At 60.6% G+C, this 26,271-nt stretch carries 22 protein-coding genes and 2 tRNA genes; 5 read left to right on the top strand and 19 right to left on the bottom strand.

Going from position 1 to position 26,271, the window contains the following annotated elements; genetic code table 11:
• Positions 1-45: 45 nt before the first annotated feature.
• The 3 genes from ACTQX9_RS03570 (at position 46) to ACTQX9_RS03560 (ending at position 1,208) form a co-directional block, all read left to right on the top strand.
• Complete coding sequence (locus ACTQX9_RS03570) at positions 46-267, top strand: heavy-metal-associated domain-containing protein (RefSeq protein ID WP_154515953.1); 222 nt, start codon at positions 46-48, stop codon at positions 265-267.
• A 48-nt stretch (positions 268-315) separates the two neighbouring features.
• Complete coding sequence (locus tag ACTQX9_RS03565; RefSeq protein ID WP_441540502.1) at positions 316-588, top strand: metal-sensing transcriptional repressor; 273 nt, start codon at positions 316-318, stop codon at positions 586-588.
• 146 nt (positions 589-734) lie between these two features.
• Positions 735-1,208 (top strand): hypothetical protein, encoded by a 474-nt coding sequence (locus ACTQX9_RS03560; RefSeq protein ID WP_441540501.1) that lies wholly within the window; start codon positions 735-737, stop codon positions 1,206-1,208.
• Between the two features lie 90 nt (positions 1,209-1,298).
• On the opposite strand, the gene ACTQX9_RS03555 is transcribed toward ACTQX9_RS03560, so the two are convergent.
• From ACTQX9_RS03555 to gltB, 5 genes are all read right to left on the bottom strand, one after another.
• Complete coding sequence (locus tag ACTQX9_RS03555; protein ID WP_441540500.1) at positions 1,299-2,669, bottom strand: amidohydrolase family protein; 1,371 nt, start codon at positions 2,667-2,669, stop codon at positions 1,299-1,301.
• A 491-nt stretch (positions 2,670-3,160) separates the two neighbouring features.
• Positions 3,161-4,237: a hypothetical protein gene (locus ACTQX9_RS03550; protein WP_441540499.1), complete on the bottom strand. Its 1,077-nt coding sequence runs from the start codon at positions 4,235-4,237 to the stop codon at positions 3,161-3,163.
• A 352-nt stretch (positions 4,238-4,589) separates the two neighbouring features.
• Complete coding sequence (locus ACTQX9_RS03545) at positions 4,590-5,297, bottom strand: hypothetical protein (protein WP_427747714.1); 708 nt, start codon at positions 5,295-5,297, stop codon at positions 4,590-4,592.
• Between the two features lie 424 nt (positions 5,298-5,721).
• Positions 5,722-7,203, bottom strand: coding sequence for a glutamate synthase subunit beta (locus ACTQX9_RS03540; RefSeq protein ID WP_427747713.1), 1,482 nt, complete (start codon positions 7,201-7,203; stop codon positions 5,722-5,724).
• Positions 7,204-7,208: 5 nt separating this feature from the next.
• Positions 7,209-11,906 (bottom strand): glutamate synthase large subunit, encoded by a 4,698-nt coding sequence (gene gltB / locus ACTQX9_RS03535; protein WP_441540498.1) that lies wholly within the window; start codon positions 11,904-11,906, stop codon positions 7,209-7,211.
• A gap of 477 nt (positions 11,907-12,383) precedes the next feature.
• Here gltB and ACTQX9_RS03530 point away from each other — a divergent pair, with 477 nt between their 5' ends.
• A complete protein-coding gene (locus tag ACTQX9_RS03530; RefSeq protein ID WP_441540497.1) occupies positions 12,384-13,676 on the top strand; it encodes an Nramp family divalent metal transporter in 1,293 nt (430 codons plus the stop codon).
• Positions 13,677-14,145: 469 nt separating this feature from the next.
• Here ACTQX9_RS03530 and ACTQX9_RS03525 read toward each other — a convergent pair whose 3' ends face one another.
• From ACTQX9_RS03525 to ACTQX9_RS03500, 6 genes are all read right to left on the bottom strand, one after another.
• Positions 14,146-14,289, bottom strand: coding sequence for a rubredoxin-like domain-containing protein (locus tag ACTQX9_RS03525; protein WP_035137395.1), 144 nt, complete (start codon positions 14,287-14,289; stop codon positions 14,146-14,148).
• A 90-nt stretch (positions 14,290-14,379) separates the two neighbouring features.
• Entirely contained in the window at positions 14,380-14,883 is a 504-nt protein-coding gene (locus ACTQX9_RS03520) for a flavin reductase family protein (RefSeq protein ID WP_427717758.1), read from the bottom strand.
• 232 nt (positions 14,884-15,115) lie between these two features.
• Positions 15,116-15,586 carry an SsrA-binding protein SmpB gene (gene smpB / locus ACTQX9_RS03515; protein WP_006235325.1) on the bottom strand — a complete coding sequence of 157 codons (471 nt, stop codon included), beginning with the start codon at positions 15,584-15,586 and terminating at the stop codon, positions 15,116-15,118.
• A complete protein-coding gene (locus ACTQX9_RS03510; protein WP_154515983.1) occupies positions 15,576-16,493 on the bottom strand; it encodes a hypothetical protein in 918 nt (305 codons plus the stop codon). Before ACTQX9_RS03510 ends, smpB begins: the two co-directional genes overlap by 11 nt.
• Before the next feature lie 95 nt (positions 16,494-16,588).
• A tRNA-Glu gene (locus tag ACTQX9_RS03505) sits at positions 16,589-16,665 on the bottom strand.
• Between the two features lie 17 nt (positions 16,666-16,682).
• Positions 16,683-16,756, bottom strand: a tRNA-Gln gene (locus ACTQX9_RS03500).
• A 308-nt stretch (positions 16,757-17,064) separates the two neighbouring features.
• Between ACTQX9_RS03500 and ACTQX9_RS03495 the strand changes: the two genes are divergently transcribed.
• The gene (locus tag ACTQX9_RS03495; RefSeq protein ID WP_441540496.1) at positions 17,065-17,256 is read left to right on the top strand and encodes a hypothetical protein; all 192 of its coding nucleotides are present in this window, start codon (positions 17,065-17,067) and stop codon (positions 17,254-17,256) included.
• A gap of 212 nt (positions 17,257-17,468) precedes the next feature.
• On the opposite strand, the gene ACTQX9_RS03490 is transcribed toward ACTQX9_RS03495, so the two are convergent.
• The 8 genes from ACTQX9_RS03490 to ACTQX9_RS03455 all read right to left on the bottom strand — a co-directional run bounded on the left by ACTQX9_RS03490 (position 17,469) and on the right by ACTQX9_RS03455 (position 26,168).
• Positions 17,469-17,834: an arsenate reductase family protein gene (locus ACTQX9_RS03490; protein WP_441063541.1), complete on the bottom strand. Its 366-nt coding sequence runs from the start codon at positions 17,832-17,834 to the stop codon at positions 17,469-17,471.
• 116 nt (positions 17,835-17,950) lie between these two features.
• Positions 17,951-18,526 (bottom strand): VanZ family protein, encoded by a 576-nt coding sequence (locus ACTQX9_RS03485; RefSeq protein ID WP_441540495.1) that lies wholly within the window; start codon positions 18,524-18,526, stop codon positions 17,951-17,953.
• 111 nt (positions 18,527-18,637) lie between these two features.
• Positions 18,638-19,243: a recombinase family protein gene (locus ACTQX9_RS03480; RefSeq protein WP_427717749.1), complete on the bottom strand. Its 606-nt coding sequence runs from the start codon at positions 19,241-19,243 to the stop codon at positions 18,638-18,640.
• A gap of 174 nt (positions 19,244-19,417) precedes the next feature.
• Positions 19,418-21,553: a ribonuclease R family protein gene (locus ACTQX9_RS03475; RefSeq protein ID WP_441540494.1), complete on the bottom strand. Its 2,136-nt coding sequence runs from the start codon at positions 21,551-21,553 to the stop codon at positions 19,418-19,420.
• Between the two features lie 267 nt (positions 21,554-21,820).
• On the bottom strand, positions 21,821-22,741 hold the full coding sequence (gene ftsX / locus ACTQX9_RS03470; RefSeq protein WP_154515997.1) for a permease-like cell division protein FtsX: 921 nt from the start codon (positions 22,739-22,741) through the stop codon (positions 21,821-21,823).
• Positions 22,728-23,945 (bottom strand): cell division ATP-binding protein FtsE, encoded by a 1,218-nt coding sequence (ftsE, locus tag ACTQX9_RS03465; RefSeq protein WP_441540493.1) that lies wholly within the window; start codon positions 23,943-23,945, stop codon positions 22,728-22,730. Before ftsE ends, ftsX begins: the two co-directional genes overlap by 14 nt.
• A 449-nt stretch (positions 23,946-24,394) precedes the next feature.
• On the bottom strand, positions 24,395-25,336 hold the full coding sequence (locus ACTQX9_RS03460) for a transketolase family protein (protein WP_427793358.1): 942 nt from the start codon (positions 25,334-25,336) through the stop codon (positions 24,395-24,397).
• 1 nt (position 25,337) lies between these two features.
• Complete coding sequence (locus tag ACTQX9_RS03455) at positions 25,338-26,168, bottom strand: transketolase (protein ID WP_154516003.1); 831 nt, start codon at positions 26,166-26,168, stop codon at positions 25,338-25,340.
• Positions 26,169-26,271: the final 103 nt, after the last annotated feature.

Raw genomic sequence — 26,271 nt, 5'->3', positions numbered from 1 at the left:
AAGGTCGGGTGCCTGGGAAAGCCAACATAACAGAGAGGAATACCCATGCGTTACACAATTAAGACTTCCGGCCTTATGTGTGGCCACTGCGACGCTACTGTCGAGACGGCACTGCTCAACGTTGCCGGCGTGACCGACGCCGATGCCGATCACGAGACTCAGACGGTACAGGTGGAGTGCGCCGACACCGTGGCCGCCGAGCAGCTCGCTGCCGCCGTCGAGAGCGCCGGCGAGAAGTTCCACGCCCTGTCCGTGACCGCAGCCTAGCAGCTACCAGAAGCATTCGACCCCATCGACCAGAAACGAGGACCCGCCATGATGGCAGACCACAAATCGGTGAACCGTATGCTCAGGACGGCGCGCGGCCAGATCGACGGCATCCTGCGGATGGTCGAGGAGGACCGCTACTGCGTCGATATTTCCACGCAGCTCATGGCCACACAGGCACTCCTCGCGCGCATTAACGCCGACGTGCTCAAGGCGCATATCGAGGGCTGCGTGACTTCGGCAATCGAATCGGGCGACGAAGACCTCAAAGCCGCGAAGCTCGCCGAGATCGAACGCGTCGTCGACAAGCTCTCTAAGTAATCGGCGCATTGGGGACAGACCACTTTGCACCGTCTTGATGTTCCGAGGACGGGTATGTTTGCACCACATTGGTGCAGATTAACCTGTCCCCCTTGCTCTAAATCGGGTATAAAGGCGTGCGGCATATCGAATGAAAGGCAATTTGCATGAATGACTTTATGAAGGGCCGCAATGGCGCCGACGAGCTCACCATCGTGATGGGTTTTGCGGGCATCGTCATCGCGATGATCGGATCGATGGCCCGCATCCAGTGGCTCAGTTGGATCGCCATCGCCGTCATCGTGATCGGCGTGCTGCGCGGCCTGTCCAAAAACATCGACGCACGTCGCAAGGAGAACGAGGCCTTTGTCGCCGGCTCGGCTAAGGTCCCCGGCTTGGACAAGTTTGTCGCCAGCTTGGGTGGCGGCGCTGCAGCGGCCAGCACCTCACGCGCGGCCGGCACCAGTAAGGAAGACTTTGAGCGCGCCAAGCGCACGGCCAAGAAGATGTGGAAAGGTCGCAAGACCACGGCATACCTCAAGTGCCCCAACTGCGGCCAGATGCTCTCCGTCCCCAAGGGCAAAGGCAAAATCCGCGTCACCTGCCCCAAGTGCCACGCCAAGATGGAGACGCGCTCGTAGCCGCCATACCGCAGGACAAAATAAAAGCCGAGGTCTCGCACTGGGACCTCGGCTTTTTTAAATGCGACAAAGGGCCCGCCCCCGTCACACCTACGCCACGCCGTCGCGGGCAAGCTCCTCGGCAAGCGCCTCGGCTGGCATGGCCATAATCGTGTCGAGCTCGGCGTCCACCTCGGGAATACGCTTCACCTTGAGTTTGCGCACCAGATCGCCACGACACATCACGTGCATCGGCTCGCGCAGAGCGCACAGGTCATCGAGCGGGTTCTCGCGCGTCACCAGGATATCGGCAGCCTTGCCGCACTCGATCGCACCGGTCTCGCCGCCCAGCCCCAGCAGCTCAGCATTGACCTGCGTAGCCGTATGCAGCGCAAACGCATTGCTCACGCCCACGTACTTGGCAAAATAGGCCACCTCGCGCCACATGTCGTACTGGGTCACGAACGGGCAGCTCGAATCCGTACCCAAACCTACCTTGATACCGGCTTCCAGCGCCGCACGAGCGCTCTCGATAATGCCCGAGCACACGATATCGCCGTTCTTCTTTTGCGTTTCGGTCGAATGAGTCTTTTCCGGATCGAGCAGCACAAACGGCAGTGCGGGGCTGATCGTGCAGGTCACACTCGGCGCACGCCCCTCGAGCTGAGTTCCCGCGGCGCCGCGGTACAGCTCCAGGATCTCGGGCGTCAACGGAGCGCCGTGCTCGATCGTATCGACGCCGGCCTCGAGCGCGGCCTTCACGCCCTCGGTGCTCTCGACATGAGCCATAACCGGAAGGCCCATATCGTGCGCCGCCTTGCACGCCGCCGCGGCAACCTCCACCGGCATACGCAGCACGCCCGGCTCGCCCACCTCGGTCGCATCGAACACACCGCCCGTTACGAACAGTTTAATGACGTCGGCACCGCGCGCATACAGGTCGCGCACCTGTTCGGCCGCCTCGGAGGGACTGTTGGCCACCTGGGCGAACAAGCCCGCGCCGTGGCCACCCGGCACCGTGACGCCCGTTCCCGGCGCCACCAAACGCGGACCCTGATATTTGCCGGCATCGATGGCATCGCGCACGGCCAGATCGGCAAACAGCGGGTCGCCCGCGCCGCGCACCGTGGTCACGCCACTTGCCAGCTGCTGTTGGGCGCTGCCCTTAAGGATGCGGCGGACAATGGCGCGCCCCACGGGATTATCGAGCTTCTTCATCAGCGCGCCCGCATCGCCCGCCGAAACCGGCTTGCCCGAGCCGCACAGATGCACATGCATATTGATGAGGCCCGGCATGAGATACGCCCCGGCCAGGTCGAGGACCTCGGCACCTGCAGGCGCCTGCGCAACAGCACTCGGCCCCATCCACGTGATGACACCGCGCTCAACGGCCACGGCCATGTCGGGCTGCGGCTCCATATGCTCCGAACCATCCAGGACGGTCGCATTGATAAACAACGTGGAACGATCGGCAGACGCCATATCGAGCTCCTCCCTCACGATTAACTTGAACATTTGTCCATTATCACCTAATGCAGCAAACTAAAGTCGAATATATCGGTTAACGGAGGGACGAGAGAGCTGTGAGGGCAAACGGAGACAGCACGGCAATGCTCCGGCCGTTCCAGCAAAACGTCTTGATTTGTAACAGGTAGACCAGGTTTTAGCAGCCAGATGTTACAGATCGAGATCTTTCGGCACCGCGTCCAGCCTTTGTCTCAATCTGTAACAGTTGGGTCGAATTTTGGCCGTTAGATGTTACAGATCGAGATATTCTCCAGCCCTGTCGTCAAACATCTAAATCTGTAACATGTAGACGGGTTTTCGGCCTCTAGATGTTACAGATTTAGATCTTTTAGCGGCAGCCAACCTTCTGTCTCAATCTGTAACAGTTACGAGGCCAAACGGCCCCTTGTTGTTACAGATCGAGACAAACTCGACAGGAACAACCACATCCGCGTTGGTCGTACCCCTCAGCGCCCATACCACTGACGCTTCCATCCCTCAGCCAAATTGGCCCGCTGCGAAATACCCGCAAGCCTTATCTTTTCAGCCAGCTTCCCCGGGTTCTTGAGCTCATCAAACGTGAACCTCAGCACCTTGTGCCCGAGCATTGTCAGATGAGATTCCCGCTGACGCTCTGCTACGAACGGGTCGACCGACTCCCGATCCCCACCATCCTGCAGGGTATACTTTCCTCTTCCGTCGAGCTCGCCAATCACGCACGTCCCGTCCTCGAGCCTCCAGAAATAATCGACCCGAAACACCTGGCTCGAATCGAGCGGATCGCGAAACTCCACCTGCAACTCTGGCACCGGAAAACCGTATGCAATAAAGAACGCTCGGAACCGAGACTCGCCACCGTTTTCGGACAGCCCGTCCGCATGCGACGCAATCACCTGAGCTCTGCGATACCCGCGTCTGCCCTCGCAATCGGCCTGGAGCCGTTCGCAGAGGTCGTCGCGCGATATGCCCTTCGCCCGCAGCGCAGAATCGGCAATCGCCAGACCATATGAAAACGGCGCACGCAGCAGACAATCCTCCACCGTGCGCCAAAACGGTGTCACTCGCACGCCGTCGACGCGCTCAAGCGCACCCGACGCCTGCGGACGCAGCAGCCTATATCCCGTACTCAACGCCACCGAACAACCCGTCTTGACCAAGTAACGCGGCCCGAGCAGATCATTCGGCACCTCCAGACCCCATATCAGCGCGGCGTCATACCCCCAAAACGCCCAATCGGGATGAAACTCCGCAAGCCCCTTGATGGTCCGCCGAGCCCGCTCCGGCGGCGTCAACGCATCCCATTCATGCTGAAAACAGAATAGGTGCGATTCGGGCTCCGCAATATCGTCTGTGCCCACATGGCGCCGCAGCCACATGAGCTCGGCATTGTCGTGCGTCGCAAGCAGCACGCCTTGTTCAGCCGCCTCCGTGAGCCTGGCAAGCATCCTATTCCGCGCCAAGGTGCTACGTACTGCATGTTTGTGTTTGAAAACGGTATTAGACACTTTCATCACCACCACGTCAGACAAATGGACCATCGTCACCGTTGCCTCCGCTGACAAATGTCTTGATCTGTAACAGGAAGACAGTCTTTGAGCCTCTAGTTGTTACAGATTTAGATTGTTCGGCACCGCGGCCAACCTTTGTCTCGATCTGTAACAGTTAGGTCGAATTTTGGCCTGTAGATGTTACAGGTTGAGACATTTCCCCAGCTAGGTGCCAAACGTCTCAATCTGTAACAGTTAGGCGTTCTCCAGACCCCTAAACGTTACAGATTTAGACAAACCAGCGGCGCCCAAACATTCGTCTCGATCTGTAACAGGTAGACCGATTTTTTGTCCCTAGACGTTACAGACCGAGACAAATAGACGGGCGGCGGCGGCAGATGCCCATCCCCTACTCCCATTCCTGTTTGTAGATGTTGAGTGACTTTACGTAGCGCCCCTGGGCGCCCATGATGTCGCGAACCAGCCGTAAGAAGAAGCTGATACACGAGGTATCGAAGCCATCTTCTAGGTCCTCAGGATGCACGGCGCCAGGCCCGTCGACCGCCGTATCGCTCAGGCGCGCAATGTCGTAGAGGTAGAGCTGCCCCGCCGTCAGCCAGACGTCGTCGACGCACGCGAGGCGCACCGCAATCGCGCCATCGCGCCAGTGTTCCTTTTGCACGATATGCGGATCGTAGACGTCAAAGCGACGGTCGGTACGCGTGTCACGCAGCGCGACCATACCGGTCGCGGGATCCTTATCCAAAATGCCAAAGCGAGAGAAATAGTGCGTGCCGCGCACCTGCTCGAGCCGTCTGAGCGAGACGGGCGAAAGCGATGCCGGCGGCTCGTCAACATACAGCTCAAGCAGCGTCTTGCCATGGTAATAGGGACGCTCGAACAGCAGCCAATCGGTAAATGCCATGTTATAGGCCATGATTTCATTTTGCGAGGGCTCCTCGCAATAGCTGAGCCATGGATCGACTATCACTTCGAACTGTGTACGCGCCGACTCCAAAAACTGAAACTTGCGCAGCATCCAAAACTGGGCCATGCCGGCGATATCGTCACCGACGGCCTCGGCCAGACGTCCCCGGTCCAAAACATGATCAGCCATGGCATCCTCCTCAAACTGATAAACCTCAATTTGAGCTTACGAGGAGGGCGGGTGGTCGCCGCCATCACGGGCGAAATGGGCATCGGGCTGCAAACCAGATGCTGACCAAGCACTTGACGGGATACTTGCAGATTATGCAAATTGCCACAAAATCGCGGGTAGAACTAGACGAATCACCCGCGCCGCTGTCCGCAAACAACTAAAGCCGCCACATAAACAGCAGAGCGCAACGAGCGCAAACGCCAACGGGTAGGCAGCCAAACGTCGGCAAACGAGCAAAACGCTCGCAAACCCGCAAGGAGTGTCCCCGGATGCCGGCACGTAAGGAACGTCCCCAGCTGCCGGCACTTGGGGACGTTCCTTATATGCCGGCCGTTGGGGACAGCCCTTGCCGATTCGATTGTTGAGTAACTCCGTGATTGTCTTACAACCCCAGCGCCTCGGCGACCTCGGCTGCGCAGGCGAGGGCATCGGCCATGGCACTCACCACGAGCGAGCTGCCGTTGCGGGCATCGCCGGCCACATACACCGGCGCGGCATCCGCGGCAACGCCATCCACGCGAGCCGCAAGATGCGAGTCCTCGGAGGCCATCACGGGCAACGGACGGCCCGCCGTGGCAATAGGCACGTCAACAGCGTCGAACACGCCGTGCTCCGGACCCGTAAAGCCACAGGCGATCAGCACCAGCTGGGCCGGCACCTCGTGCTCGGAGCCCGCAATGCGCTCGGGCTTGCCGGCCGACCAGTCCAGATCGACCACGCGCAGGCCCGCGGCAGCGCCCTTCTTGTCCAGCAATACCTCGAGCGTATCCACGCCCCAAGCACGCATCTCGCCGCCCATGGCAGCGATAGCCTCCTGCTGACCGTAGTCGGTCTTCTTAACGTTGGGCCACTGCGGCCAGGAATTGCTCGCCGCACGCTTATCGGGTGCGGCCGGCAAGAACTCAAACTGACGCACACTGCGTGCGCCCTGGCGCACCGCGGTACCCACGCAGTCGTTGCCGGTATCGCCGCCGCCAATGACCACAACGTCCAGGCCGCGCGCGTTCACCGCGGGCTCACCGCCATCGAGTACCGACACGGTCGAAGCCGTCAGGTAGTCCACGGCATACACCACGCCCGGGGCATCCACATTCGTAGCCAAAAGACCGCGGGGCGTACGAGCACCGGCAGCCACCACAACGGCGTCAAAACCATTGAGCTTGGCCGCCACCGCAGGGTTCGTAACGTCAGTACCCAGCTCAAAGACAATGCCCAGCTCGCGCATGAGCGCCACGCGGCGCTCGACCACGGACTTCTCGAGCTTCATGTTGGGAATGCCGTACATGAGCAGACCGCCTGGGCGGTCGTCGCGCTCAAACACCGTCACGCGGGCACCGCGACGCGCAAGTTCCCATGCAGCCACCAGGCCAGCCGGGCCGGAGCCCACCACGGCGACCGAGGGCGCGTCCTCCCCTGCCGGCTCAAAGCGACGCGGGCCGCCGTTTGCCCATTCGTGGTCGCTGATCGCGCGCTCGTTATCGTGAATCGTTGTGGGCTGGCCGTCGACCGAACCCAGGTTGCACGCAGCCTCGCACAGTGCCGGGCACACGCGGCTCGTAAACTCGGGCATGGGCGAGGTGAGCGACAGGCGCTCGGCCGCCTCGTCCCAGCGACCGCGATACACCAGCTCGTTCCACTCGGGAATCAGGTTGTGCAGCGGACAGCCACTCGGACGCGCCTTGCCAAAGCTCGCGCCCATCTGGCAAAACGCCACCCCGCACATCATGCAGCGGCTCGCCTGGGCGCGGCGCGCATCGTCGTCGAGCTCCACATACAGCGGATCGAAATCGCGGCTGCGCTCCTCCACGGGGCGCAGCTCGTGGGTCACGCGATCGATATCAAGAAAAGCACCGGGCTTACCCATGGCACTTACGCCTCCTTCTTGGTCGAAGCAACAGAGCTGACAGCCACGGGCGCAGTGCCCGCTGCACCGCCCGCGACATCAAAGCGAGCGACATCCGCGGCGCTCGCGCGGCCGGTCACGATGTCAAACGCCAACTCCTCGGCCTGCGCATGCGTCTTGCCCACGGCCTCGGCCGCAGCAACAATCGCCAGCACGCGCTCGTACTCGGTCGGAATGACCTTCACAAAGTGCTTGCTCATCGAGTCGAAGCTGTAGAGCAGCTTAATGCCGCGCGGGCTCTGCGTCGCGTCCACGTGCTCCTGGATGAGCGCGCGAATCTGCGCCAGCTCGCCAGCCGTCGGGGCCTTGAGTTCCACGCTCTCGTGGTTCACACGGGCTTCGAGCGTGCCGTACTGGTCAAAGACATAGGCCACGCCACCCGTCATACCGGCGGCGAAGTTCTGCCCGACCTCGCCCAAGATGAGCGCCAGGCCGCCCGTCATGTACTCGCAGCCATGGTTGCCGCAGCCCTCGACCACCACAGTGGCACCGGAGTTACGCACGCCAAAGCGCTGGCCTGCCAGGCCGTTAATAAAGCCGCGGCCGCTCGTGGCGCCAAAGAACGCCACGTTGCCCACGATGATGTTCTCGTCGAACTTGTAGGTCGCATGCGGGTTGGGGCGCACCGACACCTCGCCGCCCGAAAGGCCCTTGCCAAAGTAGTCGTTGGCGTCGCCGCACACGTTGAGCGTAATGCCGCGCGGCAGAAAGGCGCCAAAGCTCTGACCGGCCGAACCATCGCAATCGATGGTGATGGAGCCGGCGGGCAGGCCCTCGGGATGCGCCTTGGTCACCGCATTGCCCAGGATGGTGCCCACGCAACGGTTGACGTTGGCGATATCGGCGCGGAACCGAATCGGGCGCAGGTGCGCACGGGCATCGGCCGTATAGGGCACGAACAACGTGGAGTCGAGCGTCTTGTCGAGCTCGCTGTCCGCAGCCATCTGCGGCAGGAAGTGGCGACCGTCGGCGCCCGGGATATGGGCACCGAACTCGCAGGTCGCGCTCGCCAGCACGGGCGACAGATCAAGCAGGTTGGCCTTGCGGTTGCCCGGTACCTCGATCTGGCGCAGGCACTCGGGATGGCCGACCATCTCGTCGACGGTGCGGAAGCCCAGGCTCGCCATGACCTCACGCAGCTGCTCGGCAACAAAGAGCATAAAGTGCTCAACGTGCTCGGGCTTGCCGCGGAAGCCGCGACGCAGGCGACAGTTTTGCGTGGCGATGCCGGCCGGGCAGGTATCCTGCTGGCAGTCGCGCTGCATGAGGCAGCCCATGGAGATGAGCGGCATGGTCGCAAAGCCAAACTCCTCGGCGCCCAGCAGGCAGGCGACGGCAACATCGGTGCCGTCCATGAGCTTGCCGTCGGCCTCGAGCACCACGCGGGAGCGCAGGCCGTTTTGCAGCAACGTCTGCTGAGCCTCGGCAAGGCCGAGCTCCAGCGGCAGGCCGGCGTGCCAAATGGAATCGCGCGCCGCGGCACCCGAGCCGCCATTGTGGCCGCTGATCAAGATCTTGTCGGCGGCACCCTTGGCCACACCGGTGGCGATGGTGCCGACGCCGGCCTCGCTGACCAGCTTGACCGACACGCGCGCACCGGGGTTAGCGTTCTTAAGATCAAAGATCAGCTCTGCCAGGTCCTCGATGGAGTAGATGTCGTGGTGCGGCGGAGGCGAGATCAGGCCGATGCCGGGCGTGGACTGACGGACCTCGGCGATCCAGGGGTAGACCTTCTTGCCGGGCAGGTGGCCACCCTCGCCGGGCTTGGCGCCCTGGGCCATCTTGATCTGAATCTCGAAGGCGCTGCACAGGTAGCGGCTCGTTACGCCAAACCGCGCACTTGCCACCTGCTTGATGGCGGAGTTCTTGGAGTCACCGTTAGCCAGCGGGGTCTCGCGACGCGGATCCTCGCCGCCCTCGCCCGAGTTAGAGCGTCCGTGCAGGCGGTTCATGGCGATGGCCATGCACTCGTGCGCCTCTTTGCTGATAGAACCGTACGACATGGCACCGGTGTTAAAGCGGCGGACGATGTTGCGCGCGGGCTCCACCTCGTCGAGCGAAACCGGCGTGCGGCCGTTGGCATTAAAGTCGAGCAAGTCACGCAGGCGCACGGCACGGCCGGTGCGGTGCAGGCGGGCGCTGTACTCCTTAAAGGTGTCGTAGCTGTCCTCACGACAGGCGGTCTGCAGCAAGTAGACAGTCTGCGGATCAATAAGGTGATCCTCGCCGCCGAGCGGGCGCCACTTGGTCAGACCCAGCGTGGGCAGCTGATCGGGAGCCGGGCTCTTAAGGATAGCGAGCGCGGCGTCGTAGCGCTCGTTTTGCTCGCGCTCAACGTCCTCGACACCCATACCGCCCACACGGCTCACCGTGCCGGCGAAGTACGCGTTGACGAACTCCGGCGTAAAGCCCACGGCCTCGAAGATCTGCGCCGAATGGTAGCTCTGCACCGTGGAGATGCCCATCTTGGACATGATGGAAACGATGCCGGCAGTCGCAGCCTTATTGTAGTTGGCGATGCCCTGCTCGGCTGTCACGTCCAGATCGCCGTGCGCCGCCAAGTCGCGAATGCACGCATGCGCGTTGTACGGATAGATGCCGCTCGCGGAGTAGCCCACCAGCGCCGCAAAGTCGTGCGGAGACACGGCGTCGCCACACTCCACCACAATGTCGGCAAAGGTACGCACGCCGGCGCGGATCAGGTGGTTGTGCACGCAGCCCACGGCGAGCAGTGACGGCACGGGTACCTCGCCCGCTCCGGCGCGATCGCTCAACACCACGATGTTCACGCCGTCGCGGACCGCAGCCTCAACGTCCTCTGCAAGCTGCTTGAGCGCAGCCTGCAGCGCGCCCTCGCCGGCATCGCGGCGGTAAACGGCACGGAAACGGCGGGTCTTAAAGCCAACACGGTCAATCGCGCAAATGCGGTCGAACTCCTCCTCGCTCAGCAGTGGGCGCTCCAGACGCACGAGTTGGCAGGCCGTACGAGAGTCCTCGAGCAGGTTGCCGTGGTTGCCCAGGTAGAGCGTGGTCGAGGTGACCATATGCTCGCGCAGGGCGTCGATCGGCGGGTTCGTGACCTGGGCGAACAGTTGATAGAAGTAGTCAAAGAACGAGCGTGTCTTCTTGGACAGGCAGGCCAGCGGCGCATCGATACCCATCGAGGCGAGCGGGGCCTTGCCCTGCTGGGCCATGGGGCGCACGACCTCGTCAACATCATCCCAGTGGTAGCCGAGCTTGGCCATACGCACGGCGGCAGGCACCTCGGCATCCTCGGCGGGCGTTGCCGCGGCGGGCTTGTCGAGCGCGTCAACGGTCAGCGTCTCCTCGGCAATCCAATCGCGGTAGGGCTTTTCCTTGGCATAGCGGGCGCGCAGCTCGTCATTGTAGATCACACGGCCGCGGGCAAAATCGACCTCGAGCATCTGGCCCGGTCCCAAACAACCGCTTGTCAGGATATTCTCGGGGCGCACCTCGATGGTGCCCACCTCGCTTGCCAGCATAAAGCGGCCGTCGCGCGTCACGTAGTAGCGAGCCGGGCGCAGGCCGTTGCGGTCGAGGGCGGCACCCAGCGTACGGCCGTCGGTAAAGGCGATGGCCGCCGGGCCGTCCCAGGGCTCCATGAGCATGGACTGGTAGGCATCGTAGGCGCGACGCTCCTCGCTCAGGTTGTCGTTGTGGTCCCACGGCTCGGGCAGCAACATGGACGCGGCACGCGTGAGCGGACGGCCGTTCATGACCAAAAACTCGAGCACATTATCCAGAATCGCGGAGTCGGAACCCTCACGGTTGATGATGGGCATCACACGCTCAAGATCATGCTGCAGCACGGGGCTGTACAGGTTAGGTTCGCGGGCGCGAATCCAGTTGACGTTGCCCTTGAGGGTGTTGATCTCGCCGTTGTGGATAATAAAGCGGTTGGGATGTGCGCGCTCCCAGCTAGGCGTGGTGTTGGTGGAGTAGCGCGAGTGGACGAGCGCCACGGCCGTCTTGACGGCGGCGTCGTTGAGATCGATAAAGAAGCGGCGCATCTGCGTGGCGACCAGCATGCCCTTGTACACGATGGTGCGCGAGCTCATGGAGCACACATAGAAGATCTTGTCGCGCAGGGCAAACTCGGCGTCGGCCTTCTTTTCGATGGTACGGCGGCACACGTACAGGCGACGCTCAAAGGCATCGCCGGCGGGCGTGTCGTCCGGACGGCCCAGGAAGGCCTGCAGGATGGTGGGCATGCAGGCGCGGGCCGTCTCGCCCAAATCGTGAGGGTCGACCGGCACCTCGCGCCAAAAGAGCAGCGGCACGCCGGCCTCGGCACAGCCTTCCTCAAACACGCGGCGGGCATCCTCCACGCCCTTGTCGTCTTGCGGAAAGAACAGCATGGCCACGCCATAGTCGCCCTCTGCCGGCAGAATCTGGCCGCACTTTTGAGCCTCTTTGCGGAAAAAGTGATGCGGAACCTGGAACAGGATGCCGGCGCCGTCGCCGGTATTCTTCTCGAGTCCCGTGCCACCGCGGTGCTCCAAGTTGACCAGAATGGACAGCGCATCGTCCAGAATCTGGTGGTGGCGCTCACCGTTGATATCGGCAAGCGCGCCGATGCCACATGCATCGTGGTCGAATTCGGGGCGATAAAGGCCCTGCTGCTGAGCGGAATCTGCCTGCATCGCGATCCTCCCCTAGATATTTAGACAGTCAGTTGAATAGGCATACTAGAAGCATCGCCGGCCCATTGTGTTTCCCGCCCGTTTCGAAACAATTGCGTAACGCACGCCCTACGAGTGGACACCGCCGACCTCAAGGGCAACAACAAGGGCCCCAGGTTCGGCCTGTAAGCTCACCGCTTCAAACATCTCAATCTGTAACAGGAAGATCCAATTTCGACGACTAACGGTTACAGATTGAGATGTTCTCGAGAGACGGTTACGAATGTCTCAATCTGTAACACGAGGGGCCGGTTTTGGCGGTCAGCTGTTACGGATCGAGATTTTCCATAGGACCATTTCTTCCTGTCTCGATCTGTAACACCTAGGCCCAATTTCCATCCCTAGTTGTTACAGATCAAGACATTTCGGCAACCCCCTTTTACCATCACAACAATTTTGTTAGTCATGATCAAATTTTGAGCCTAAAACGGGTATCCTTTGCGGCGTCAAACAAACGGCACGCAGGAGTGCACCATGATCGACCATCTCAAACATCACTTTGGCTCCCCGCGCACCGGCGGCCACGGCGGACTCGACATCGCACGGCATATCGGCCCCGGGCTGCTCGTGACCGTCGGCTTTATCGACCCGGGCAATTGGGCCTCCAATATGGCCGCCGGCTCGCAGTTTGGCTACGCGCTGCTGTGGATCGTCACGCTGTCCACGATCATGCTCATCGTGCTGCAACACAACGCGGCTCACTTGGGCATCGCCACGGGCATGTGTCTTGCCGAGGCCACGACGCGCCACCTGCCCCGCCTCGTCGGGCGTGCGATACTCGGCAGCGCGTATCTAGCCACGGTCGCCACCGCCATGGCCGAAGTCCTGGGCGGTGCGATCGCACTTCAAATGCTCTTTGGCCTGCCCGTACGTGCCGGCTGCATCATCGTGGCGGCGGCATCGATTGTCATGCTCATGACAAGCTCCTACAAACGCGCCGAACGCTGGATCATCGCCTTCGTGGGCGTGGTGGGACTTTCGTTTTTAGCCGAGCTTCTGCTGGTAAAGGTCGACTGGCCGCAAGCCGCCACAAGCTGGATCACACCCAGTATGCCCACCGGCTCAGTCGCGATTATCGTAAGTGTCCTAGGCGCGGTCGTTATGCCCCACAACCTCTTCCTGCACTCCGAGGTCATCCAATCCATGCACTTCGAAGGCCAAGGCGAGCAGGTTATCGAAGAACGCCTGCACTACGAGCTCTTCGACACGCTCTTTTCGATGGGTGTGGGCTGGGCAATCAACTCGGCCATGGCCATCCTGGCCGCAACGACCTTCTTTGCGCACGGCATTGTCGTAGACGACCTCGCCGTCGCAGCGGCCACGCTCTCCCCCATTCTGGGCCCGGCAAGCTCGACCATCTTTGCGGTGGCGCTGCTGTTTGCGGGCATATCGAGTAGCGTGACGGCGGGCATGGCGGCGGGCACCATCACCGCGGGCATATTCGACGAGGAATACGACATCCACGACCGACATTCCTCGATCGGAGTGGCGGCCTGTTTCGTCGGCGCAGTGGCGGCGTGCCTGATCGTCCCGAATCCTTTTGAGGGTCTCATTTGGAGTCAGGCACTGTTGTCGCTTCAGCTGCCGATTACGGTCTTTGTGCTCATACGACTCACCAGCTCGCCCCGCGTCATGGGCAAATACGCCAACTCGCGCCCGCTCAACGCGTTGCTCGTAGGGATCGGTGTCATCGTGACGATTCTCGACATCGTGCTGCTAACGGGGATGTAATGGGATGGCGTGACTGTCCAGATATAACGTCTCAATCTGTAACACGTGAGGCCGTTTTGAGCCCTTAGATGTTACAGATTGAGATTTTCTGAGAGATAGTTTCAGTTTGTCTCGATCTGTAACAAGTGGACCCAATTTCCGCGCCCAGATGTTACAGATCGAGATATTTCTTCAGCCCCAACCTTTTGTCTCGATCTGTAACAAGTAGAGGGGGTTTACGTGCCTAAATGTTATAGATTGAGATTTTGAGAATGATGGTTTTGGTTTGTCTCGTTCTGTAACAGGAAGACCCGTTTTGAGCCGTTAGATGTTGCAGGTTAAGACAAAAGGTCGGCCAGACTCACAACAGACAGGATCGGCTAATAGCAGCCGTGATCCCTTGGGGACGGAGGAAAAGGGCCCCGGCCGGGATATCCGACCGGGGCCCTTGGACAGAGCTATATGTTGCTGCAAGTCGTGTGTCTACGAGCTACTCCTCGACGAGCTCAAACTGATCGGGACCGACGCCACACACCGGGCACACGTAATCCTCGGGCAGCTCGGGCGTGTCGACCTCTACCTCGTAACCGCAAACGGTGCACACGAACTTGTACGTCTTCTTTTCCTCGGCCATGATGTTCTCCTCTCGAACGTGGCTGCTGGTGTACTTTGTTTAATTAGTATATATTCTTAATAATATAATGCAAGCGGTTTTACCGCATTTCTACCCTTGGTACGAAGACGCCTTGGGCGGCGTCTTGCCCTTCAGGACCTTATGGTAGTAATCGTAGGTGAGCGGCGTCTCGTCGCTCAGGCGCTCGGCATCCTCGACCTCGCCGATAAACAGTAGATGCGTGCCCACATCCACTGTGTCGATCAAACGGCAGCTAAACAAGGCCGCCGCATGCTCGGGAACATAGGGCATGCCCAGTGCGGTCTCGCGCGTCTCGTACTTGGCAAATTTGTCATAGTTGCTGCTGGTACGGAATCCAAAGTTACCAATGTAGGGCATATCGGCCGTCTGATCGATCACGGTCAGCGCAAAGGCCTTGGCAGACGAGATAACGCCAGACGTGACATTTTCCTTGTTCACGGCAACCGAAATGCGCGGCGGCGTGGACGTCACCTGCACCGCGGTGTTGATAATGCAGCCGGCGCGAGACCCATCTGCCGCGGCACTCACCACATACAGCCCGCACGGCATCGTAAAGAACGCAGTTTTATCCAAAACGATCACTCCCCTAACTCGGAATAGAGCCTTGCAGACGTATATACCCACAATGAGACATATGTGTCAGAACGGTAAGAAAAATGAGCCACACGCAGTTGCGGTGAAAAAGTCCCTGTTTAAGCCTGGATACCCAACAAACAGGAACTATTCCACCGCAACTTGCGAGGAGCAGACCTGGAGTACGACAACAGTGATGGATGAACATCCCCGCCCGCCCGGATATCAACCCTTAGCGATTACGCTCCTTAAGCGCGCGATCGATTTCGCGCTGAACGTCACGTTTGGCCATGTCCTCGCGTTTGTCGTAGAGCTTTTTGCCACGGCCCAGGCCCAACAGCAGCTTAACGCGACCATCGGTATTAAAGTAGAGCTCGAGCGGCACCAGTGCATAGCCGCGGTTGCGTAGTTTGCCGTCAAGAAAATCAATCTCCTTGCGATGCAGCAGCAGACGGCGCCGGCGATCGGGATCACGGTTCCACACGCCACCGTGACTATAGGGATGGATGTGCAAACCCACCAGCCAGCACTCGCCGCCGCGAATCAGCGCAAAAGTATCGGTAATCTGACAGGCGCGCTCGCGAATCGACTTGACCTCGGTACCGCTCAGCTCAATGCCGCATTCGAATGTCTCGTCGATAAAGTATTCGTGATGCGCCGAACGATTCTTGGAGATGAGCTTGCGCTCGCGCTTACTGGGCATCGCCGGCCTCCTCGGCGTCATCGGCTTTCCCGCTCGCGGCCTCGCGTTTGGCCTTGCGCTCGGCGTTGAGCTCGGCATCGCTTTCGCGCACCAGCTTAATGATCGCCGCGCATGCCTCCTCGCCTACCAGGTCGCGGGCACGGACCGTCAGGCGCGTAGCCTCCTGCTTGTCACCGTCGCTCGCAGCGTCGGTCGCACACATAATCAGACAAATGGCAATCTCGGCCGAAGGCGAGGTCGGTACGCCCTGCAACGCCAGCTCGCCCATCACATGCTCATCACTCTCGTCGGCAGCATCCGGATAGGTGGCATGGATCTTGCTGAGCAAGCGCGTCGTATGTGAATCGCCAGGGGCCAAGCGCAGCGCCAGACGTGCGCAACCCACGGCCGCCGAGACGTTCTCGGTCTCGGGCTCCAAAAAGTACTGGCCCAAGTTGGCGTAGGCGCGGGCGGCGCACCTGCCGTCACTCGCACGCTCCAGCACCGAAAACGAAAGCGAAGCCCACTCCTGCTTGTCCTCGAGCGCACGGAACAGCTCGGCCAGATCCAGTCGGTAGTTGCAGTTCATGGGGTCCCAGCGCACGGCCTGCATCAAGGCATTGCGGGCGCTCACATAATCCTGCTGACGGATGTAGGCAAACGCCATGTCGGAGTACAGGCGGTCAAACGGCACCTCGACCTGCACCAGCTCGCGTGGATCCTTTTCCACGCGGCGGTAGGCCAGGCGCTCAAACTTGCTATCGAAGCTAAAGTACTGGCGGTTCTCCTCCGTTTTGCACTCGGCATCGATATACTCCTCGGCGAGCTCCACCAAACGCTCCAGCAGCGGCGTCGCCGTGGCCAGGTCTCCCTGCGCCAGGTAATTCTCGGCATACGTAATGTCTTGTAGGCTGATGGGCAGGTCCATGGCAACTCCTCGGTCCAGGTGAAACGCGGCTCATTCCACACATGCGGTGTATACACAAAACCCGGGTCTCTTGCGAGGCCCGGGCATTCAATTTGTGGTAGCCCGTACCAGATTCGAACTGGTGATCTCCGCCTTGAGAGGGCGGCGTCCTAAACCGCTAGACGAACGGGCCATATGTAGCAAATGCAATGGCTGGGATGGAGGGAGTCGAACCCCCATTGACGGAACCAGAATCCGCTGTCCTGCCATTAGACGACATCCCAATGATTGCATCGCTGCGCTCGGCTGTGCCTTTGCGCAAGAAAGAAATATACGGGAAGCATCGCAATGACGCAAGTCTTAATTTTGACTTTTTTAAAATTCGGTCAAATTGGCCTAATTTCGTCCAGCCCGTGAAGGACCTGTGAAGCCGACCGCTGTGCACGAAGGGCAAAACGCCGCGAGCGGTAGCCGTCAACCGTTGGCAGATACTAACGCGAAAACGATAGCACCAGGCAACACAATCGAAGTATTTTTTGATCATGCGGACGTCATGGCATGCGGCGCTCCCCGACCTCAAGCGTATCCAGGCATGCCGACCGTCATATCCGAGACGAACCTGGAGCGGCGGCAGCGCGAGCGCCTGCAGCGGCAACGAATTCCGTTTATCTGCCCCGGCATTCAGGCATACCTGCCCTTTATGGACGAAGAGTACTGGAGCGACACGCCCGACAAGCACGTAAAGATCTACGACCCACACGAATGGGCGCAGCTGAAGGACTGACTGGGGCAGGCCCACCCTGGAGTAGGCCCGCCGGCAGAAAGCGCATCCCAGATTTCAAGCTCAAACTGGTCCCCACTTTCCCGTCGAGCCCTCAACCGGAAACCGTGTCCCAGAATCAGCGCTCGAAACGGGATGTCATTTCCGATAGAGCCCTCAACCGGAAAGCACATCCCAGAATCAGCACTCAAAATGGGACGCACTTTCCGCAGTCGCTACAGCAACGCCTCGGTCCAAGCCGCTTCCCTAAAGCCGGGGATCGCAAAGTCGTCGCCCACCAGCAGCGGGCGCTTAACCAGCATGCCGTCAGTCGCGAGTAGCTCAAAGCACTCCTGGTCCGTCATACCCGCATCCAGGCGCGCTTTCAGACCAAGCTCTCGATATTTCATGCCCGACGAGTTAAAGAAGCGTCGCACCGGCAGCCCCGAACGAGCAATCCAGGTCGCAAGTTCCTCAGCCGAAGGATTGTCTGTAACAATATCGCGATCGACGTACTCAACCCCATGCTCGTCCAACCAGGCCTTGGCCTTTTTACACGTCGAGCATTTGGGGTATTCAACAAACAGCACTGCCATGGGGATTCCCTTCTTAGAAAAGACAAGTGTCTGGCAAACAGCGCATCGATGGCCGTCTGCGACCGATGCCGATATTGTAACCAGCGCCGACGTACAGGCGGTCGCGATTTTCCATCTTGAGGTTAGTGCCTCGCATGGGCGCCAATGGGACAGGTCGCGCGCTGAACCAGCGCGGCAGCCAACAGCACCAACAGCATGGCGACAACGTAACCCGCGGCATCGAAGCCCAGGTCGATCATGTCGAAATGACGACCAGGAACAAAGATCTTGTGCACTTGGTCACTGACAGAGCAGACGGCGCAAAAGAGCAGAGCGAGTACGTACCGGAATCGCGCGCATGGCAGGCACTCGCCCAGGCATGCCACTGTCGCCGAAGCAAACAGTCCTACAAAGAAGAACTCAACGGTATGTGCGACGCGACGAATGTTGGCACCCATCCACAGACGAACGGGCGCAAGCGGGTCGGGATGAACAGTGGCAGTCGTTGAATCCGTGCCCTCGACGGCATCCCCCGCCTGGAACTCCTGCGTGGCGTCGGGCCGCACGTCCGCGGCCCGTCCTTCCACCGCACGCGCGGTGGACTCGCTGAGCGACGACGTCTGCTCCACGTTTTGCTCCGTCAGCATCCAAATACTTGCCAGCGTCACGACCAGCAGGACAACCGAAATCCATCCGACTATGTGCTTCGCACGCGCCAAGGGCTAACCTCCGTCATATTTTGAGCAGCAGCGAGTGTACCCCCAAATGCAGTTGTCGCCGTAGCGAAATCCAAAATGTTCGAATCGGGGCGCCAAAGGACCGTGGCGCCCCTACTCCATCTCGCGCATCCAGCGATCGAACGTCCCCACGCACACGCCTAGCCGCTTTGCCGCCTGACTCCGCGTGATATCACCCGCCTCGTAGGCATCGCGTACCAGCTCGAATTGCGGGGGACAGGGCTTGCGGGGCCGGCCAAAGCGCACGCCGCGCGCTCGCGCCGCCGCAATGCCCTCGGCTTGGCGCCGGTGGATGTTCTCGCGCTCCACCTGTGCCACATAGCTCAGCAGCTGCAAAACAATATCGGCAATCAACGTACTCGTCACGTCCGACCCACCACAGTCTCTGGCGCGCGTGTCGAGCAATGGCATGTCCAGCACCACGATGGCGGCGCCGAGCTCTTTGGTTATGCACCGCCATTCCTCGAGGATCTCGCTGTAGTTACGGCCCAGCCGATCAATGGAAAGTACCACCAGCACATCGCCGGAATCCAACGCGCACAGCAGCTCGCGATACCGCGGTCGATCGAAGTCCTTGCCACTCGCATGGTCGGCAAAGATATTCGCCGGTTCCACGCCATAGGCGCCCAGCGCATCCAGCTGCCGATTCAGATTTTGATCACGCGAGCTCACCCGCGCATACCCGTACACCGTTGTCATCTCATCCCCGCTCTCTCGTAAACCTCCCAAAAAGGGACAGGTTTGTTTTGGTAGGTTTTATCTCCCCTATAGCAGGCGGAAGACGCAAGCGCGCGGGCGGCAAGACGATTGAACCGCCACGAAAAAGGCAGCCCCAAAAGACCGCCCCGTTCTCTATCAATCACCAAATTCCGGCTAATGAATAAGCCTGAAGTCCAAGTGCCCGCGCGTGGTATTGACGCGCGAGACCTCGATGATCACGCGTTGCCCCAACTCAAAACGGCGCCCCGTGTCGGCACCCGTCAACGTGAGCGCGTCCTCGTCAAACTCGAACCACTCGCTTCCCAAGCTCTTAATCGAGACCAAGCCCTCGACCTGTGTCAGGTCGAGGCGCACAAAGAGGCCCATGCTGCTGACCCACGAAATGGTTCCGGCATAGCGCTCGCCCAGACGATCCTCGTAATACTGGGCAATCTTGATCTTTTGCGTCGCATGGCTGGCGGCGTCGGCCACACGCTCGGCATCGCTGCATGCACGGCAAATCTGCGGCAAGATGCGCGGCAGCGACTCGCGACCCTTGCCGATCAGCCGCGGCGTGCGCGCCAAGGCATCCTTGCCGCCCAGCTGCTCATACGCCAGCTGCAATTTGAGCACGCGATGGACAACAAGGTCCGGATAGCGTCGGATAGGGCTCGTAAAGTGGCAGTAGCACGGTGCGGCGAGCGCAAAGTGGCCCTCGTTGCGCGGCTTGTACAGCGCGCGCTGCATACTGCGCAATAGTAACGTGTTGACAAGCGGGGCATTTGCCGTGCCAGCGGCAGCGTCAACCGCCGCCTGCAGCTCATCGGGACTTCCCAGGGCAATGCCGACCGCGCGGCGATCGTCGATGATACCCAGCTGTGCCAGCGCCACAGCGGCCCCGTGCAAGCTGTCGGGGCTGGGATCCTCATGCACTCGATAGCATGCCTCAATATCGCGGTCTGCCAGCCACTCGGCAACGCACTCGTTGGCAAGCAGCATAGCTTCCTCGATGAGCGACGTGGCACACGAGCGCTCGCGGGCCACGATCTGCACGGGAACGCCGTCCTCGTCCAACAAAGCGCGAATCTCCGCCGTGTCAAAGTCGACCGAGCCGCGCGCACGGCGAATGCGACGGCGTCGCTCGGCAAGCTCGTTGGCAGCAACTAGGAAATCGCTCAGATCCACGTCGTAGTCGCGGGCGGTCTCTTCGCAAGTCAAACCGCGCTCAAGCGCCTCCTCGCGCGACGCCTCGGCTGCAGCAACATCCTCGGCGGCACCTTCCAACACGGAGTACTCCACCGCACCGGCACGCACCAGCAGTGCCTCGGCACCGTCATAGTCCATGCGCACGCGCGAGCGAATCACGCTGGGATACGGATCGTAGTGGCGGACGTGCCCCTGCTCATCGAGCTCGATGTCGACGGTAAACGCCAGGCGATCCTCGTCGGGGCGCAAGGAACACAGGTCATTCGACAGGCGCTCGGGCAACATGGGGAGCACGCGATCGGCAAGGTACACCGACGTCGTGCGATGGCGAGCCTCTAGGTCGATGTGTCCGTCCCAGGCCACATAATGCGATACATCGGCGATATGGACACCCAGCTTGTAGCCGCCCTGCGTCGTGCGCTCCAAAGAGATGGCGTCGTCAAAGTCGCGCGCGTCGACCGGATCGATCGTGATGATAAAACGGTCGCGCAGATCACGGCGAAGTGGGTCCTTAAGAGCTGTCGCCACGTCGAGCGATAGCTCCTCGGCCTCGGCAAGGGCGGTCTCGGGATAACTATCGGTATAGCCGTAACGAGCCATGACATATTGAACGCCCAAGTCGGGTGCATCGTCGCCGCCAATGCGGCGCTCAAGAGTCACGGTGCCCGATTCCAAGCGTGTCGGATAGCTCAAAATGCGTGCGACGACTGCATCGCCCGGATGCACGCCCAAACGCTCCGCCGAAGTATCCTCAGGCAAAATAAAGAAATCGGCCTTGAGACGCGAATCAAGCGGCTCGATCACACCGAGCGGGCCTGCCGTCTGATACGTGCCCACCACGCTTATGGCCGCGCGCTCGACAACGCCCTCGATCACGGCACGGCGATCGCCGCGCGGTCCGGTCTTAATGCTCACGGCCACGATGTCGCCGTCCATAATCTCGCGCTTGCCGCGACCCATAACCTTATAGTCGCCATTATCGGTGACAACATAGGCGCTATGCTCATGGAGCTGCACGCGGCCCGTCAGGCTGGGACGCCGCTCGCTGCGCACCAGCGCGCGCTTGTTGCGAGCGCTACGCTTATGTTTGTTATTGCGCCCCATGGCGCCTCCTTACTATCTGTTGCGGGGCCCGCAGGCGCAACCGCATCATGTCAAAACACCGTGCAGGCCTAAACCGCACGCATCAAAGAGTCTACCCAATCAACAACAGGGCACGCACCTCGCGTCATGATCCCTATGTGACGGAGAAAATCGAATTATCGAAACAAGCCGAACTGCCGGTGAGCCCTTTTCCTCCGTCGCACGGGATCAAAAAACGGGCCGCCCCAGAGCGGGACGGCCCGTTAGCAAAACTAATTCCAGCTGTGTCTACACGCGCAGGTAGCGACGCATGGCAATGGCGGAACCAAAGAGACCGATGATCACGCCGACCAGGATCAGTGCGGCATACGTCACCAGGTAGTATTGCATCGGCAGCGCAAACGACATCCAGCCAATGCTCTCCTGAAGACGCGGAACCAACAGGTTGCGAAGCAGCTCCAAAACACCGATGGAAAGCAGCGAGCCCAAAACGGCCTGCAGCACGCCCTCGGTGATAAACGGACCGCGAATAAAGCCATTGCTGGCGCCCACCAGGCGCATGATAGCAATCTCGCGGCGGCGAGCCGTAATCGACAGGCGAATCGTGTTGTTGATAAAGATGAACGCGATAAACGTCAGCAAACCAACAAGCACAACGGCAGCGATGCGGATGTAGTTCGTCACCTGGAACAGGCGGCTCACTTCCTCCTGACCGTACAGAACGCTCGCGTCAACGTCACCGTCATCCGCGATCTTCTGGAAATCGGAGTTCTTCTTGAGCTTCTTGGCCGTGCTCTCGACCTGGGACGGATCGTCCATCTCGATCGCGAACGAAGCAGGCAGCGGATTCTGGCCATCAAGTGCGCTCAGAGTGGCGTCGGCGTTACCCGACATCTTGCTCGTGTACTCGGCCAGCGCGTCGTCCTTGTCCTTATAGGTCACGGACTTAACGTTGTTCCACGTCTTGAGCTCACTCTCGAAAGCCTGGACGTCGGCCTGGTCGGCGTCATCGCTAATAAACGCGTTGATAACAACCTGATCCTCAACGGTGCCGATCACGGAGTTCAGCATCGCGGAACCCATGATGAACAGGCCGATGATAAACAGCGAAAGGAAAATCGTGATGACGGCGCCGAGCGAGGTGGTCCAGTTACGGAAGAAGTGGCTCATTGCCTCTTTGAGCGAATAGCCCACGTTAGTTGGTGCCATAGTTGCCGTAACCTCCCCTCTCCTGGTCGCGGATTACGTGGCCGCCCTCGAGGGCGATCACGCGACGATGCATACTATCGACCATCTCGCGATCGTGGGTAGCCACGATCACGGTCGTGCCGGTGCGGTTAATGCGCTCGAGCAGCTTCATGATGCCGAGCGAAATTGCCGGGTCGAGGTTGCCCGTTGGCTCGTCGCAAATCAGCAGCGGCGGACGGTTGACCATGGCGCGGGCGACGGCCACGCGCTGTTGCTCGCCGCCGGAAAGCTGATCGGGCAGCGAGTCCATCTGATCGGCCAAACCGACCAGACGCAGCACCTCGGGCACCTGGCTGCGAATGACGCCCTTGGGCTTGCCTATGCACTGCAGGGCAAACGCCACGTTTTCATAGGCGGTCTTTTGCGGCAGAAGCTTAAAGTCCTGGAACACGGCGCCAATCTGGCGGCGCAGGAAGGGAACCTTGCGGTTCTTGATTTTCATGAGATCCTGACCGGCGACCAAAATGCGACCGCTCGTAGGCCTGACATCACGGTTGAGCGTGGAAAGCAGCGTGGTCTTACCCGATCCGGAATGACCGACCAAGAAGACGAACTCACCCGGATAGATCTCGATGTTGATGTCGTCGAGTGCGGGCTTGTTGGGCTGTGCCGGGTAGATCTTGGTGACATGCTCCATCAGAATGACGGGCTCGACACCGGCCTGCTTGGCCATCTTCTTGCGACTTGCCTGCGGATCGATAGGCGCGAACACCGACGTAAAATCGGGGTTGTTGAGCGCATTGTCAAGACTTGCGACCTCGGCAGCCTGATCATTCTCGACCATGGGCGCAGCGGGCTGCGTAGGATCGGGAATGCCGGCAAAGAGGCCGGACTGCGCCGGCTGCGGCGCGGGCGTAGCAGGAACCATGGGATCGGGAATGCCCGCCATGGTCGGCTGAGGCTCGGCTGACGTCTGAGGCTGGTTCACGCGAGCAGTCACCTTTTGGACGGGCTCAAAGCCCGCAGCGGCAGAAAGCTCGGCATCGCTGGTGGGATTGTAGGCAAAGGGATCGGTTGCCGGCCGTGCCTGATCTGCCGGCTGTGCGGGGGCCTGGGCAATATGCTGGCCCTCTGAATCCGGAGTGGCGAAGCGTGTGCCCGGGACACCTTGCCGTGTCTTGGGGGCCTCATCGCCCGCACCGGAGGTACGGAAGTGGTTACCCACTGGTGCTCCTTATCATCGTGCGTTTAAACTACATGAGCGCTTTGTATTTTAGCAGCATTAGCTTCACTGCACATAAGAAGCATGGCAGGGTTTTGGTCTCACCGGCCGCGCACAGGGCTACCTCCCAAATCGTCCTCGGACATGTCGGAGTCCCCGCTGCGCGCTTCGCGCTGCGGGGACTCCTCCGTCCTGCGGAATGATTTGGGAGGTAGCCCTGTGCGCGGCCTGCGGCTACTAAGGAGTCGCCGCGTTTTTCTTGGGGTGCTGCATATACAAAGTTGGAAGGGCTGAGTTGCACTTTGCTGATATGGGCCCGCTTCCCGGAGGAAGCCCTTGCTTGGTGTGGGCCTGATTTGTTTGTTGCCGAAAAAACAGGGGCGCCCTCTTTGGGGGCGCCCCTGTTCTGGCTTGCTTACGGTTGCTAAAGCGATACTTTGCCTCGTCTTGCCCTAGGCCAAGAACTCCTTGGTGGTTGCCACGATGTTGGCGGCATCCAGGCCGTACTTGTGCAGGAGTTCGGCGCCCGGACCGGACTCGCCAAAGGTGTCGTTGACGCCAATCTTCTTGAGCGGCGTCGGGCACTGCTCGCAGAGCACGTCGGCAACGGCGCTGCCCAGGCCACCGATCACGGAGTGCTCCTCGACGGTCACGACGTGGCCGGTCTTGGCGGCGCTCTTGACGATTAGATCGGCGTCGATGGGCTTAATGGTGTGCATGTTGATGACCTCGGCGTCGATGCCCTCGGCAGCGAGCTGCTCGGCAGCCTCGAGAGCCTCGCCAACCATCAGGCCGCAGGCGATGATGGTCACATCGGCGCCCTCACGCATGACGATGCCGCGGCCCAGCTCGAACTTGTAGGTCTCGGGGTCGTTGATGACCGGCGAGGCCAGGCGGGCAAAGCGCATGTACACGGGGCCGTCGCACTCGTAGGCGGCGCGGACCACGGCGCGGGCCTCTACGTCGTCGGCCGGGACAATCACGGTCATGCCAGGGATAACACGCATAAGGGCGATATCCTCGCAGCACTGGTGCGTGGCACCGTCCTCGCCCACCGAAATACCGGCGTGCGTGGCGCCGATCTTGACGTTGAGGTGCGGATAGCCGATGGAGTTACGGACCTGCTCAAAAGCGCGGCCGGCGGCAAACATGGCAAAGGTGCTCGCAAAGGCAGTACGACCGGTGGTCGCGATACCGGCGGCGACACCCATCAGGTTGCTCTCGGCAATGCCCACATCAAAGAAGCGGTCGGGGCAGGCGGCCTTAAACTTACCGGTCTGCGTGGCGGCAGCCAGGTCGGCGTCGAGGACCACAAAGTCGTCGTGCTCGGCAGCGAGCTCAACGAGGGCCTCGCCGTAGCTTACGCGCGTGGCGATTTTCTTGACGTCTGCCATCCTAGAGCTCCTCTCCGGCGGCCGTGAGCTCTGCCATGGCCTGCTCAAACTGTTCATCGTTGGGGGCCTTGCCGTGCCAACCAACCTGGTTTTCCATAAAGGAAACGCCCTTGCCCTTCATGGTCTCGGCGATAATGGCGGTAGGCTGACCCTTGGTGGCGCGAGCCTCGGCAAAGGCGGCGCGAATCTGACCGAAGTCGTTGCCGTCGGCGAGCTCCACCACGTGGAACTTAAAGGCGCGGAACTTGTCGGCGAGCGGCATGGGATCGTTGACCTCCTCGACGGGACCGTCAATCTGCAGACCGTTGTGGTCAACGATCACGCAGAGGTTGTCGAGCTGCTGATTGCCGGCAAACATGGCGGCCTCCCAGACCTGGCCCTCCTCGCTCTCGCCGTCGCCCAGCAGGGCGTACGTGCGGTAAGTATCGCCCCAGTGCTTGGCGGCGACGGCCATGCCCACGGCGGCGGAGATGCCCTGGCCCAGCGAGCCGGTGGACATGTCGACGCCCGGGGTATCGTTCATGTTGGGGTGGCCCTGCAGGTGGCTGCCGATATGGCGCAGCGTCTCGAGGTCCTCCTTGGGGAAGAATCCGCGCTCGGCGAGCACGGCGTACAGACCCGGAGCGCAATGGCCCTTGGAGAGCACAAAGCGGTCGCGGTCGGCCTTGCGAGGATCGGCCGGGTCGACATTCATTTCCTCAAAGTACAGATAAGTCATGATGTCGGCAGAGCCGAGCGAACCGCCCGGATGGCCGGACTTGGCAGCGTGCACGCCGGTGACGATGCCCTTCCTTACCTCGTTGGCAACCTTTTTGAGCTCTTCGTCGCTCATTGTGCCTTCCTTTCATCCTCTTTAGACAAGATGCGCACGGCGCAGAAGGTAATCCCAACCCTGCCACAATGCACGTGCGCCATTCATTATGCTGGAAACTGAA

This window comes from Collinsella sp. LCP19S3_F2, from assembly GCF_052121015.1.
Lineage (GTDB): Bacteria > Actinomycetota > Coriobacteriia > Coriobacteriales > Coriobacteriaceae > Collinsella.
Note: the sequence above shows the minus strand (reverse complement) of the source record. Positions and strands in the feature narration are given on the sequence as shown.

Coding starts and splice junctions, on each gene's coding strand:
- ACTQX9_RS03570 (WP_154515953.1), top strand. CDS start 46: ATGCGTTACACAATTAAGACTTCCGGCCTTATGTGTGGCCACTGCGAC.
- ACTQX9_RS03495 (WP_441540496.1), top strand. CDS start 17,065: ATGCCGACCGTCATATCCGAGACGAACCTGGAGCGGCGGCAGCGCGAG.
- ACTQX9_RS03475 (WP_441540494.1), bottom strand. CDS start 21,553: ATGGGGCGCAATAACAAACATAAGCGTAGCGCTCGCAACAAGCGCGCG.
- smpB (WP_006235325.1), bottom strand. CDS start 15,586: ATGCCCAGTAAGCGCGAGCGCAAGCTCATCTCCAAGAATCGTTCGGCG.
- ACTQX9_RS03525 (WP_035137395.1), bottom strand. CDS start 14,289: ATGGCCGAGGAAAAGAAGACGTACAAGTTCGTGTGCACCGTTTGCGGT.
- ACTQX9_RS03510 (WP_154515983.1), bottom strand. CDS start 16,493: ATGGACCTGCCCATCAGCCTACAAGACATTACGTATGCCGAGAATTAC.
- ACTQX9_RS03540 (WP_427747713.1), bottom strand. CDS start 7,203: ATGGGTAAGCCCGGTGCTTTTCTTGATATCGATCGCGTGACCCACGAG.
- ACTQX9_RS03460 (WP_427793358.1), bottom strand. CDS start 25,336: ATGGCAGACGTCAAGAAAATCGCCACGCGCGTAAGCTACGGCGAGGCC.
- ftsX (WP_154515997.1), bottom strand. CDS start 22,741: ATGGCACCAACTAACGTGGGCTATTCGCTCAAAGAGGCAATGAGCCAC.
- gltB (WP_441540498.1), bottom strand. CDS start 11,906: ATGCAGGCAGATTCCGCTCAGCAGCAGGGCCTTTATCGCCCCGAATTC.
- ACTQX9_RS03455 (WP_154516003.1), bottom strand. CDS start 26,168: ATGAGCGACGAAGAGCTCAAAAAGGTTGCCAACGAGGTAAGGAAGGGC.
- ACTQX9_RS03480 (WP_427717749.1), bottom strand. CDS start 19,243: ATGACAACGGTGTACGGGTATGCGCGGGTGAGCTCGCGTGATCAAAAT.
- ACTQX9_RS03555 (WP_441540500.1), bottom strand. CDS start 2,669: ATGGCGTCTGCCGATCGTTCCACGTTGTTTATCAATGCGACCGTCCTG.
- ACTQX9_RS03565 (WP_441540502.1), top strand. CDS start 316: ATGATGGCAGACCACAAATCGGTGAACCGTATGCTCAGGACGGCGCGC.
- ACTQX9_RS03560 (WP_441540501.1), top strand. CDS start 735: ATGAATGACTTTATGAAGGGCCGCAATGGCGCCGACGAGCTCACCATC.
- ACTQX9_RS03545 (WP_427747714.1), bottom strand. CDS start 5,297: ATGGCTGATCATGTTTTGGACCGGGGACGTCTGGCCGAGGCCGTCGGT.